Consider the following 13883-nt stretch of genomic DNA (forward strand, 5'->3'; position numbering starts at 1 on the left):
AGTGAAACCGTCGTCGCGGCCCTTCGCGCTTCGCTGAAGGAAGCCGAGCACCTGCGCCGGCAGAACCACAAGCTCGTCGCCGCGGCCACGGAACCGATCGCGATCGTCGCGATGAGCTGCCGGTACCCCGGTGGCGTGCACTCACCCGAGGAGCTGTGGAAGCTCCTGGCCGCCGGCGACGACGCGATCGGTGCCTTCCCCACGGACCGCGGCTGGGACCTGGACGCCCTACGGGGGGCCGGGGTCGACCAGCGCGGCAACGCCGTCAGCCAGGAAGGCGGCTTCCTCGACGGTGCGGGGGACTTCGACGCGGACTTCTTCGGCATCTCGCCGCGTGAATCCGTCACCATGGATCCACAGCAGCGGCTGCTGCTGGAGACCTCCTGGGAGGCGATCGAACGGGCCGGCATCGACCCGGCGTCCCTGCGCGGCAGCCGCACCGGAGTGTTCGTCGGCACCAACGGCCAGGACTACGCCTATCTGCTGGTGGGCTCCCTGGCCGATGCCACCGGCGACATCGGCACCGGAATCGCCGCCAGCGCCACCTCCGGTCGGCTGTCGTACACGCTCGGCCTGGAAGGCCCGGCGGTGACGGTCGACACGGCGTGCTCCTCCTCGCTCGTGGCCTTGCACGCGGCGACCCACGCCCTGAGGGCCGGTGAGTGCTCACTGGCTCTGGTCGGCGGCGTGAACGTCATGTCGTCGCCCGGTTCCCTGATGGAGTTCAGCCGGCAGGGCGGGCTTGCGGCGGACGGCCGGTGCAAGGCGTTCGCCGACGCGGCCGACGGCACCGGCTGGTCGGAGGGCGTAGGCATCCTCCTCGTCGAGCGTCTGAGCGATGCCCGCCGCAACGGCCACCCCGTTCTTGCCGTGGTCCGGGGTTCGGCCGTCAACCAGGACGGCGCCTCCAACGGATTCACCGCGCCCAGCGGGCCGTCGCAGCAGCGGGTGATCCGGCAAGCTCTGGCGAGCGCCGGTTTGTCGTCCGGTGATGTGGATGTGGTGGAGGCGCATGGTACGGGGACGTCGCTGGGTGATCCGATCGAGGCTCAGGCGTTGCTGGCCACGTATGGGCAGGACCGGGCCGAAGGTCAGCCGTTGTGGTTGGGGTCTGTGAAGTCGAATCTCGGTCATACGCAGGCGGCGGCCGGGGTGGCGGGGATCATCAAGATGGTCCTGGCGATGCGGCACGGTGTTCTGCCGCGGACCCTGCATGTGGATGCGCCGTCGTCGCATGTCGACTGGTCGTCCGGTGCGGTGGAGCTGCTGACGGAGTCCCGGGAGTGGCCCAAGGCCGACCGTCCGTGGCGGGCCGGTGTGTCGTCGTTCGGCATCAGCGGCACCAACGCCCACGTGATCGTGGAACAGGCAGACCCGGTCGAAGAGCCCGCAATGGAAGGGGAGTTGGCGCCCACCGTGGTGCCGTGGCCGGTGTCGGGCAGGTCCGAGGAGGCGCTGGCGGCGCAGATCGAGCAGATCTCGTTGCTCAGGGGCTCGTCGCCACCGGCGGATGTGGGGTACTCGCTCACCTCGGGCCGTGCGGCCTTCGCCTACCGGGCGGTGCTGCTGGCGCAGTGCCCGGACGGTGAGCTGTCCGAAGCGATCCGGGGCCGCGCGGAGACGGGCCGCTCGCTGGCGGTGTTGTTCTCGGGGCAGGGTGCGCAGCGGGTGGGGATGGGTCGGGAGTTGTATGGCCGGTTCCCGGTGTTCGCCGAGGCGTTGGATGCGGTGCTTGGGCACTTCGATGCCGGGTTGCGGGATGTGATCTTCGGCGATGCGGATGCGGGGGGTCTGGACGAGACGGGGTTCACTCAGCCGGCGTTGTTCGCTGTCGAGGTGGCGTTGTTCCGGTTGGTGGAGTCTTTGGGTGTGCGTCCGGACTTTGTGGCGGGGCACTCGATCGGTGAGGTTGCTGCGGCCCATGTGGCCGGGGTGTTCTCGCTGGAGGATGCGTGCACCCTGGTGGCGGCTCGGGCTCGGCTGATGCAGGCCCTTCCTGCGGACGGTGCGATGGTGGCTGTCCAGGCCGCGGAGGCCGAGGTGGCGGGGCGGCTGGTCGACGGGGTGTCGATCGCTGCGGTCAACGGCCCCGAGGCGGTCGTGATCGCCGGGGTTGAGCCCGAAGTGCTGCGTATCGCGGAGGAGTTGGCGGTCGAGGGGCGCAAGACCCAGCGGCTGTCGGTGAGCCACGCGTTCCATTCGCCGTTGATGGAGCCGATGCTGGAGGACTTCCGGCGGGTCGTGGAGGGGCTGTCGTTCAAGGCTCCGCAGGTCCCCATCGTGTCCAACGTGACCGGGAAGGTGGCCGCCGAGGAGCTGGTGTGTTCGCCCGGTTATTGGGTGCGGCATGTGCGGGAGACGGTGCGGTTCGCGGACGGTGTGCGGGCGCTGGAGGCCGAAGGTGCTTCGGTCTTCCTGGAGTTGGGTCCCGATGGCGTGCTGACGGCGATGGCGCAGCACATCTTGGAGGGTGCCGCGACGGCCGTTCCTGCCTTGCGCAAGGACCGGCCCGAGGAGACCGCTCTGCTGACCGCGCTCGCCCACCTGCATGTCGCGGGCATCGGGGTGGACTGGAGCGCATGGTTCGCCGGTGCCGGCGCCCGCCGTGTCGACCTGCCCACCTACCCCTTCCAGCACGAGCGGTACTGGCCCAGGCCCGCCGCGTCGGCGGGTGATGTCGCCGCCGCCGGGCTCCTGCCCGCCGAGCACCCGTTGCTGGGCGCGGCGGTGCCGCCGGCGGGCACGGGCGGGCTGCTGTTCACCAGCCGGCTGTCGACGCGGACCCACCCCTGGCTGCGGGATCATGTGGTGGACGGGGCGTACGTCTTCCCCGCCGCCGGGTTCCTCGAACTGGCCGTCCACGCGGGCGACCAGGTCGGCTGCGACCGCGTCGGCACACTCGCCTTCACCGAGCCGCTCGTACTGGCCGAGGACGACGCCGTACTCCTCCAGGTGTGGGCCGGGGCCCCCGACGCGGACGGCGTGCGCGAGGTACGCGTCTCCTCGCAGGCCGCGGACGGAGCCGACCGGTCGTGGACGGACCACGCCACCGGCACGCTGACCTCCGAAGAACGCAAAGAAGAAGGGACAGGAGCACGCACAGGAGAACACCCGGCACACGGAGCGACGGAGTTCGACGCCTCGGTGTGGCCGCCGACCGGTGCCGAAGCGGCGGACCCGGCGGACTTCGCGGAGGACGTCGAGCACGGAACGGTGTTCCGGACCGTACGCGCCGTGTGGAACCGCGGCGACGAGACCTTCGTCGAGGCAGCGCTCCCGGGCCAGGTGGAGGACGCCGCGGAATTCGGCCTGCACCCGGCGCTGCTGGAAGCGGTGACGCAGGTGGCCGGATGCGACGGTGACCGTGTGCCCGCGGCCTGGAACGGGGTCGCGCTGCATGCCGGTGGGGCTTCAGAGGTGCGGATACGCATCGTGAAGACCGGGCAGGACGTGTTCTCCGTCGTCGTGGCGGACACCGCGGGCGCGCCCGTCCTGTCGGCGGACTCACTGGTCCTGGGTGCCAGGGGACCCCTGCGGCAGCCGACCCGCGGCACGAGCGCGGAACAGGGTGCGCTGCTGCGGCTGGACTGGGTGGCGGCCCCGGAGGCGCCGGCAGGCGGCGAGGTGCGCAGCGTGACGCTCGACGCCGACGGACTGGCGTCGTCGGTGGACGTTCCCGAGCTGGTCGTGTTCCCGGTGTCCGGTGCGGGCGCCGAAGCCCCGGGAGCGGTGCACGAACTGACCGCGCAGGTACTGGAGGTGATGCAGGAGTGGCTCGCTGGAGAGCGGTTCGCCGCGTCCCGGCTGGTGTTCGTGACCTGCGGCGCGGTGTCCGGCGACGATCTGGCCTCGGCGGCGGTGTGGGGACTGGTGGGGTCGGCGCAGTCGGAGAACCCGGACCGGTTCGTCCTGGTGGACGCAACGGATGCGGATCTCCCGGCCCTCCTGCCGCGCCTACCGGGCCTGCTCGCGGCCGGTGACGACCGGTTCCTCGTACGCGACGGCACGGTGCAGGTGGGCAGGCTGGCCCGGCAGACCGCACCGGACGACAGCACACCCCGCGTCCCCGCCTGGGACCCGGACGGCACGACGCTGATCACCGGCGGTACGGGTGGTCTGGGCGGCCTCCTGGCTCGGCATCTGGTGGCCGAGCGCGGCGCCAAGCACCTCGTCCTGCTGAGCCGCAGGGGCGAGGCCGCGCCGGGAGCCGCGGAGCTGCGTGCGGAGCTGACCGCGCTCGGCGCCGACGTGACGATCGAGGCCTGCGACACCACCGACCGGACCGCGCTCGGGCGGGTGTTGGACTCCCTCGCGCATCCGCTGACCGCGGTGGTCCACGCGGCCGGTGTGCTGGACGACGGTGTGGTCACGTCGCTGACCGCCGAGCGGCTGTCCGGCGTGCTGCGCCCGAAGGTGGACACGGCCTGGCATCTGCACGAACTCACCCGGGAGAGGAGCCTCGGCGCGTTCGTCGTCTTCTCCTCGGTCTCCGGAGTCATCGGCGGCGCCGGCCAGGGCAACTACGCCGCGGGCAACGTCTTCCTCGACGCCCTGGCCAGGCACCGTGCCGCCCAGGGCCTGCCCGCCCAGTCCCTCGCGTGGGGCGCTTGGGCACAGGCGAGCGGAATGACGGGAACACTGTCAGAGGCGGACATGCAGCGGATCGCGGCGACCGGTGTGCCGCCGCTCACCGCCGAGCAGGGCCTGGCGTTGTTCGACACCGCCATCGCGCTGGACGAGCCCTACCTCGTCGCCCTCGGCCCGGTCGCCACGGGCACCCGGAGCCGCGACACCGTACCGCCGGTGCTCCGGGGCCTGATCAAGGGCGCCCGGCGTACGGCCGCCGGTTCCACGGCCGGCGCCGAAGCCGCCGCCACGCTCGGCCGCCGACTGGCGGAGGCGGGAGCGGAGGAGCGCACACGCCTGATGACCGGCCTCGTGAGGACCGAGGCCGCCGCCGTGCTCGGGCATGCGTCGGACAAGGCGATCGACGCCCGGCGGGAGTTCCACGACCTGGGCTTCGACTCGCTGACCGCCGTCGAGCTGCGCAACCGGCTCTCCACCGCCACGGGCCTCAGGCTCACCGCCACCCTTGTCTTCGACCACCCCAGCCCCCTCGCACTCGCCGAACACCTCGTCTCCCAGCTCGTGGATGAAGCCCAGGCCGCCACGGGCCCGGCCCTCCAGGCGGAGCTCGCACGGCTCGACCGTGCACTCGCAGCCGGTGCGCCCGACGCCCGCACCAAAGCCGCCGTCGCCAACCGCCTGTCGCAGATCCTGGACCAGTGGCGAGGGGCCGAGGCGGAGGAGAGCGTCGCCGAGCGGATCGAAGCCGCCGGCGCCAAGGAAATCTTCGCCTTCATCGACAACGAACTCGGGCGTCACAGCGATCGCTGAGTCCCGGCCCCCTATTTGCACGGAAGGTTCCTCGTCATGCCGAATGACAACGAGCTCGTTGACTACCTGAAGTGGGTCACGAACGACTTGCACCAGACCCGCCGACGGCTTCGGGAGGCAGAGTCCGCCCATCAGGAGCCCATAGCCATCGTCGGGATGTCCTGCCGGCTGCCGGGCGGAGTGCGCTCGCCCGAAGAGCTCTGGCAATTGCTGAGCGACGGCCGCGACGGCATCTCGGCGTTCCCCACGGACCGTGGATGGAACCTGGGGCTGCTCACCGGTGACGGAAGCGGCAGCAGCACGACGGCCGAAGGCGGCTTCGTGGACGCCGCCGGCTTCGACGCCTCCTTCTTCGGCATCTCGCCCCGCGAGGCCGTGGCCATGGATCCGCAGCAGCGCATCCTGCTGGAGACGTCCTGGGAAGCACTGGAGCGCGCCGGAATCGACGCCGTGTCCCTGCGCGGCACCGAAACCGGTGTCTTCGTCGGCACGAACGGCGTCGACTACACCAACGTCGTGCTGAACTCCCGCGAGGACGTCGAGGGTCACGCCGGCACCGGCCTCGCCGGCAGCGTCCTGTCCGGCCGGCTCTCGTACACCTACGGGCTGGAGGGTCCGGCGGTCACCGTCGACACGGCCTGCTCCTCCTCGCTCGTCTCCCTGCACCTGGCGGCCCACGCGCTGCGCTCCGGTGAGTGCTCGCTCGCCCTGGCCGGGGGCGTGACGGTGCTGTCGTCGCCGATGAGCTTCGCCGGATTCAGCCGGCAGGGCGGGCTTGCGGCGGACGGCCGGTGCAAGGCGTTCGCCGACGCGGCCGACGGCACCGGCTGGTCGGAGGGCGCGGGTGTCCTCGTGCTGGAGCGTCTGTCCGACGCCCGCCGTAACGGGCACGAGATCCTCGCCGTCGTCCGCGGCTCGGCCGTCAACCAGGACGGCGCCTCCAACGGTCTGACGGCACCCAACGGCCCGGCCCAGCAGCGGGTGATCCGGCAGGCCCTGGCCGGCGCCGGTTTGTCGTCCGGTGATGTGGATGTGGTGGAGGCGCACGGTACGGGGACGTCGCTGGGTGATCCGATCGAGGCTCAGGCGTTGCTGGCCACGTATGGGCAGGACCGGGCCGAAGGCCAGCCGTTGCTGTTGGGGTCTGTGAAGTCGAATCTCGGTCATACGCAGGCGGCGGCCGGGGTGGCGGGGATCATCAAGATGGTCCTGGCGATGCGGCACGGTGTTCTGCCGCGGACCCTGCATGTGGATGCGCCGTCGTCGCATGTCGACTGGTCGTCCGGTGCGGTGGAGCTGCTGACGGAGTCCCGGGAGTGGCCCAAGGCCGACCGTCCGTGGCGGGCCGGTGTGTCGTCGTTCGGCATCAGCGGCACCAACGCCCACGTCATCATCGAGCAGGCACCGGCCGCCGAGGAGCCCGACGACCAGGGCGATGAAGGCCCGCAGACCGCGGCGCCGGTCGTTCCGTCGACCGTGCCGTGGCTCCTCTCCGCACGGTCCGAGAACGCACTGGCCGCGCAGCTCGAGCAGATCACTGCGCTGAGCGGCCCCTCGCCGGTCGACCTGGGCTTCTCGCTGGCGACCTCCCGCGCACACCTGGAGCGCCGTGCGGTGCTTCTGGCCGGGAGCGACGGGACGGCCGAGGTCGCGCGCGGCCTCGCCCAGGACACGGCCGGGAAGTTCGCCGTGCTGTTCTCGGGTCAGGGTGCGCAGCGGGTGGGGATGGGCCGGGAGTTGTACGGCCGGTTCCCGGTGTTCGCCGAGGCGTTGGATGCGGTGCTTGCGCAGTTCGATGGTGAGCTGCGGGATCTGCGCGCGGTGATGTTCGGTGAAGCGACCGGCCTGGACGAGACCGGGTTCACTCAGCCGGCGCTGTTCGCCGTCGAGGTGGCGCTGTTCCGGCTGGTGGAGTCCTGGGGGATCCGTCCGGACTTTGTGGCGGGGCACTCGATCGGTGAGATCGCGGCGGCCCATGTGGCCGGGGTGTTCTCGCTGGAGGACGCGTGCACCCTGGTGGCGGCTCGGGCCCGGCTGATGCAGGCCCTTCCTGCGAACGGTGCGATGGTGGCTGTCCAGGCCGCGGAGGCCGAGGTGGCGGGGCGGCTGGTCGACGGGGTGTCGATCGCTGCGGTCAACGGCCCCGAGGCGGTCGTGATCGCCGGGGTTGAGCCCGAAGTGCTGCGTATCGCGGAGGAGTTGGCGGCCGAGGGGCGCAAGACCCAGCGGCTGTCGGTGAGCCACGCGTTCCATTCGGCGCTGATGGAGCCGATGCTGGAGGAATTCCGGCGGGTCGTGGAGGGGCTGTCGTTCAAGGCTCCGCAGGTCCCCATCGTGTCCAACGTGACCGGGGAGCTCGCCGCCGAGGAGCTGGTGTGTTCGCCCGGTTATTGGGTGCGGCATGTGCGGGAGACCGTGCGCTTCGCGGACGGCGTGCGAACGCTGGAGGCCGAAGGTGCTTCCGTCTTCCTGGAGTTGGGTCCGGACGGTGTGCTGACGGCGATGGCGCAGCACAGCCTGGACGGCGCCGCGACCGCCGTTCCGGCCCTGCGCAAGGACCGGCCCGAGGAGACCGCTCTGCTGACCGCGCTCGCGCGGCTGCACGTCACGGGCGTGGCGGTGGACTGGGCCGCGTGGTTCGCCGGTACCGGCGCCCGCCGCGTCGACCTGCCCACCTACCCCTTCCAGCACGAGCGGTACTGGCCCAGGCCCGCCGCGTCCGCGGGTGAGGTCACCGCGGCCGGACTCCTGCCCGCCGAGCACCCCCTGCTGGGCGCGACGCTGACGCTCGCGGACTCCGAGGCGGTGCTCCTCACCGGCAGTCTGTCGCTGCAGACGTACCCGTGGCTGACCGACCACGCGATAGGCGACAACGTCCTCTTCCCGGGTGCCGGCTTCCTGGAACTGGCGATGCGCGCCGGAGATCAGGTCGGCTGTGACCGGGTCGAGGAGTTCATCCTGCTCGCCCCGCTGGTGCTCACGGAGGAGAGTGCCGCACAGGTCCAGGTGCTGGTCGGCGCCCCTGGCGAGACGGGAGCCCGTGCGCTCTCCGTGCACTCGCGCTCCGGCAGTGCCGCCGACGAGCCATGGATCCAGCACGCCAGTGGCACCCTGACCACCGGGGAGCGGATCGCGGACTTCGGTTCCCGGGCCTGGCCGCCGCGGGACGCGGTGGCCGTCGACCTGGAGGGCTTCTACGACGGGACCGGGTACGGTCCGGCCTTCCAGGGCCTGCGCGCGGTGTGGCGGCGCGAGGACGAGGCCTTTGTGGAGGTCGCCCTGCCGGGCCGGGTCGCGGAGGAGGCGGAGTCCTTCGGGATCCACCCGGCGCTGCTGGACGCGGTGCTGCAGGCCCACCGGATGGCCGGTGTCGGCGGCGACGACGACCAGCTCATGCCGTTCGTCTGGCAAGGTGTGTCGCTGCACGCCGGCGGCGCCTCGGTCCTGCGGGCCCGCGTCGTGAAGACCGGTGAGGACTCGGTGTCCATCGCGGCCGTCGACGTCGAAGGCGCGCCTGTCCTGTCCGCCGAGGCACTGGTGCTGCGCGGCCAACTGGCCGGTGCGGCAGCACCGGGCATGCGGCGCAGCGCCGAGCACGACGCGCTGCTGTCGTTGGACTGGGTGGCCGCCCCCGAGGTGCCGCCCGCCGACATCCGCTGGGTGTCCCTGGGCACCGACGAACTCGGCGTGGGCGCCTCGGTCGCCTCCCTGGCGGACCTCACCGGCAATGAGGACCTCGTGGTGGTCCCCGTCTCCGGTACGGGCGATGACCTGCCCGCCGCAGCGCACGAGCTCACCGCCCGGGTCCTGGGCCTGCTCCACGAGTGGGAGCAGCAATCCGGCGCCGCGCGCCTGGTGTTCGTCACGCGCGGCGCCGTATCCGCCGAAGAGGGCGAGTCCGTGCGGGACTTGGCCGCGGCCGCGGTGTGGGGCCTGGTGCGCTCGGCGCAGTCGGAGAGTCCGGGACGGATCGCACTCCTGGACCTTGAGGACGGCGACGGGGGGCTCGCCGCGGTACGCGCGGACCTTCCGGGCCTGCTGGCCACCGATGACGCCCAGTTCGTCGTACGCGACGGTGCCGTCCGGGTGGGCCGGCTGGCCGTCCTGGGCAGCGGCGCGGGACTGCTGCCGCCCGCCGGAGTGCCGTGGCGGCTGGACGCCGCGGCCAAGGGCGGCCTCGACACGCTGATGCTCGCGCCCTGCCCGCAGTCCCTGGAGCCGCTCGCACCGGGGCAGGTCCGGCTGGCGGTCCAGGCCGCCGGGGTGAACGTCCGCGACGTACGGAGCGCCCTGGGCGAGGACCCGGGCGAGGCCGTGCCGATGGGCGCCGAGGCAGCCGGCGTGGTGACCGAGACCGGACCCGAGGTGCGTCAACTGCACCCAGGGGACCGCGTGATGGGCCTCGTGCCCGGCGCCTTCGGCCCGGTGGCCGTCGCCGACGAGCGGCTCCTGACCCGTATCCCCGACGGCTGGTCGTCCGACCGGGCCGCTTCCGTACCGCTGGCCTTCCTGACCGCCCTGCACGCTCTGAAGGACCTCGCCGGCCTGCGGCCGGGCCAGTCGCTCCTCGTGCATGCCGGTGCCGGAGGCGTCGGCACGGCGGCGATCCAGCTGGCGCAGCACCTCGGCGCCGAGGTCTTCGCCACGGCCGACGAGGGGGAGTGGGACACCCTGCGGGAACTGGGCGTCGCGCACGACCACTTCGCCTCGTCCCGCACCACCGACTTCGAGCAGCGCTTCCTGGAGGTCACCGAAGGCCGCGGCGTGGACGTGGTGCTCAGCGCCCTGGAGGGCGAATTCGCCGACGCCGCCCTGCGGTTGACCGCAGCGGGCGGCCACTTCCTGGACATGGGCAGTACTGTCCGTGACCCCGAGTCCGCCGCCCCGGTGCACTACCGCACCCTCGAACTCGCCGAAGCGGACCCGGACCGGACCCAGGAGATGCTCGGCGAACTGCTGGAGCTGTTCGACCGGGGCGTGCTGCGCCCGCTGCCCGTCGCCACCTGGGACGTACGACGGGCTCCCGAGGCCTTCGGCCACCTGAGCCGCACGGAGCACATCGGCAAGACCGTGCTGACCATGCCGCGCGCCTGGTCCCCGGACGGCACCGTACTGATCACCGGCGGCACCGGCGGACTGGGCCGCGAACTCGCCCGGCACCTGGTGACCGAGCGCGGCGTACGCCACCTGCTGCTGGTCAGCCGCAGCGGCCCCGACGCACCCGGGGCGGGTGACCTGCGGGACGAACTGGCCACCCACGGCGCCGAGGTCACCGTCCTCGCCTGCGACGTGGCCGACCGCCGGGCGGTCGCCGCGGCCGTGGCGTCGGTGCCTGCCGCGCACCCGCTGACCGCCGTGATCCACACCGCTGGTGTCCTCGACGACGGCGTGGTGACCTCGTTGACCCCCGAGCGGCTGTCGGCCGTATTGCGCCCGAAGGCGGATGCCGCCTGGCATCTGCACGAGGCCACGAAGGACCTCGACCTGGCCGCGTTCGTGCTGTACTCCTCCATCTCGGGCGTGACCGGCGCCCCCGGCCAGGGCAACTACGCCGCGGGCAACGTCTTCCTCGACGCGCTCGCCCGGCACCGCAGGGCGCAGGGCCTGCCCGCGCAGTCCCTCGCCTGGGGCGCCTGGGCCCAGAGCGGCGGCATGACGGCCACCCTGTCCGACGCGGACCTGCAGCGGATCGCCTCCTACGGAGCCAAGCCGCTGACTGTCGAGCAGGGCCTGGCGCTGTTCGACGCGGCCGGGGCGTGCGACGCGGCCCACCTCGTCGCGCTCGGCCGGACCTCAGGCCCGATGCGCGTCGAGGGCCCCGTACCGCCCGTACTGCGCGGCCTGGTCACGTCCCGTCGCCGCGCCGCCGGGACCACCGCCACCGGCGCCGACCCGGCCGGCCGGGTCACCGGGCGGCTCGCGGAACTGGATGAGGACGAGCAGACCGCCTACCTGGCCGACCTCGTACGCACCGAGGCCGCCGCCGTGCTCGGGCACGCCTCGGCCGAGGGCGTCGAGACCCACCGGGAGTTCCTTGAGCTGGGGTTCGACTCACTGACCTCGGTCGAGCTGCGCAACCGGCTCGCCGCGGCCACCGGGCTGCAACTGCCCGCGACCGTGGTCTTCGAGAACAAGACTCCGGAAAAGCTCGCCACTTGGCTGCGCGGCGAACTCGTGGCGCGGCCCGGCCAGGGCGGCTCCTCGTCCGGTGCCGGCCTCGTCGGCGCGGGCGCCGGGGAGCAGGTCGACTGGCTCGAACAGCGCTTCCTCACCTCCATCAGGGAGGACAAGATCGCGGAAGCCATGCGGCTGGTGTCGGCCATGGGCGGCGTCGGCGGCCCGAACTTCGAGAACACGGCCGAGCTGGAGGACCTGCCGCTGCCGACCACGCTCGCCGAGGGCCCCGCCTCGCCGATGCTGATCTGCATCAGCACGCCCACCGCCAACGGCGGCGTTCAGGAGTACGCCAGGTTCGCCGCCCGTTTCCGGGGAAAGCGAAAGGTCATCGCCCTGCCGCTGGTCGGCTTCGCCCCGGGCGACCCGCAGCCGGCCACGGCCGAGTGCGCGGCCCGGTCGATCGCGGAGAGCGCGCTGCGTGCGAGTGACGGCGAGCCCTTCATCCTGGTCGGACACTCCTCCGCCGGCTCGTACTCCTACGCGGCCGCGGGTCTGCTGGAGAGCACCTGGGGCATCAAGCCCGCGGGCTTGGTGCTGCTGGACACCCTCAGCATCCGGCACGAGTCGCACGAGGAGATCGACTACGGCGGCCTGCTGCGGGCGAACTTCCTCGCCGCGGAGGCCTCCCAGGTGCGGATCACCAACGCCAAGATGTCCGCGATGGGGCGGTGGATGCGCCTGCTGAACAGCATCGACGTACAGCAGATGACCGCCCCTGTGCTGAGCATTCAGGCGACGCGGCTGTACCCCGGCATCCAGGCCGACGGCGACGGACTGAGCAAGAAGATCCCGACGGCCGACATCGTCAAGCTGGACGCGGACCACCTCTCCATCGTCCGGACCGACGCCCCGGCGGCAGCGGAGGTCGCGGACAACTGGCTCGAATCCGTATTCGGAGCGTGACAGTGGCACAGTGACACGCCACGGCGGGCGGCCCCGGGGCCGCCCGCCGTGACGTGTCTGCGCTACCAGACCACCGGCAGGTCGGTGAGGCCGCCGGACAGCCGGCCGTCCTTCTCCCGCAGCTCGTCCACCGGACGTGCCAGGCACAGGCCGGGCAGGCGGGTGAACAACTGGGTGAAGACCGTCTGCAGCTCGATGCGCGCCAGGGGCGCGCCGATGCAGTGCCAGATGCCGTGGGCGAAGGTCAGGTGCGGGTTGGGAGCCCTGGTGATGTCGAAGCGCTCCGGTGCGTCGAAGGCCCGCTCGTCGAAGTTGGGGAGGCTGAAGTCGAACAGGACCAGCTCCCCGGACCGTATCGTCACTCCGTCCATCGTGACGTCCTCGGTGGCATAGCGCGGCAGGATCGACCCGCCGGCCTTGGCCGCCCGCAGCACCTCTTCCACGGCGTGGGTCATCACGGCGGGGTCCGCCAGCGCCGCCGCGAGCTGCTCGGGGTGGGTGGCCAGGAGCACCAGGCCGTGATCCATGATGCTGACGACGCTGTCCACCCCGGCGAACAACAGGCTCACGGCCAGCGTCGCCACGCGCTCGTCCGACAGTCCGCCCGCGGCCAGCCGGGTGATGATGTCGTCGTCGCTCCCGGCCCGTTTCCGGTCGACCAGCCCCGCGACGAACGCGAAGAGGTCGCGCTGTCCGTGCTCCACGCTCTCGCGGTCGTCCAGCACGGCCATCCGGGACAGCAGTGCCGCCAGCTGTTCGCGGCTGTGCGCGGGCACACCGATGATGTCGTGGAGCACCGTGAGCGCAACCGGCACACACAGGCCGTCGTGCAGATCGGCGGGCGGCCCCTGGGCGATGAACCTGTCGAGTACGTCGTCCACGACCGCCACCACCTTCGGCTCCATCTCGCGCACCCGCCGGGCGGAGAACATCGGCGCGAGCAGGCGGCGGGACTCGGCGTGCGTCCGGCGTCCGGCCTCGGCGTCGGTGTCGGTGATCATCAGGTCCAGAAACGGATTCCGTACGTACTGTGCCGCGTTCGCCGGGTCGGGATGCGAGTGGCCGAACCGTTCGTCGTGGAGGAGTTGCTTGAGTGCGGCGTGGCGGGTCACCAGCCAGCCCTCGTCCCCGGCGGGGGTCCGCACCCGGCAGATCGGCCCCTGCTCCTGCAGTTCGCGCAGCAGCGGGCTCACTTTCAATAAGTCCGGCGGTTCCAGGCCGAGGGCAGGCAGCTCGTGGGGGGAGGCCATGGCAGGTCCTTTCGCGTGGGCTTCGTGGCGGTGCGCTCCGTGGCGCACACGCGGGGGAAGTGGTGGACACTAGCGCCGCCAGGAACCGAAACGCCCTAGTTCTGCACACCGTTGACTCCGGAGCGCGTGCGTCCGTCGAGGGGCCGAGTACTAGGG

At 72.1% G+C, this 13883-nt stretch carries 2 protein-coding genes and 1 pseudogene; 2 read left to right on the forward strand and 1 reads right to left on the reverse strand.

Annotated elements, in window-relative coordinates:
* Positions 1–15: 15 nt before the first annotated feature.
* Positions 16–5397 (forward strand): annotated as a pseudogene (locus tag ACIRQ7_RS29980) (SDR family NAD(P)-dependent oxidoreductase); the annotation flags it as partial.
* A gap of 36 nt (positions 5398–5433) precedes the next feature.
* A complete protein-coding gene (locus ACIRQ7_RS29985; RefSeq protein WP_404265756.1) occupies positions 5434–12477 on the forward strand; it encodes an SDR family NAD(P)-dependent oxidoreductase in 7044 nt (2347 codons plus the stop codon).
* Between the two features lie 62 nt (positions 12478–12539).
* Here the strand turns inward: ACIRQ7_RS29985 and ACIRQ7_RS29990 are convergent, their stop codons facing one another.
* Positions 12540–13727 carry a cytochrome P450 gene (locus ACIRQ7_RS29990; RefSeq protein WP_404265757.1) on the reverse strand — a complete coding sequence of 396 codons (1188 nt, stop codon included), beginning with the start codon at positions 13725–13727 and terminating at the stop codon, positions 12540–12542.
* Positions 13728–13883: the final 156 nt, after the last annotated feature.

Source organism: Streptomyces sp. NPDC101393 (assembly GCF_044767385.1).
Taxonomy (GTDB): Bacteria; Actinomycetota; Actinomycetes; order Streptomycetales; family Streptomycetaceae; genus Streptomyces.

Coding starts and splice junctions, on each gene's coding strand:
- ACIRQ7_RS29985 (WP_404265756.1), top strand. CDS start 5,434: ATGCCGAATGACAACGAGCTCGTTGACTACCTGAAGTGGGTCACGAAC.
- ACIRQ7_RS29990 (WP_404265757.1), bottom strand. CDS start 13,727: ATGGCCTCCCCCCACGAGCTGCCTGCCCTCGGCCTGGAACCGCCGGAC.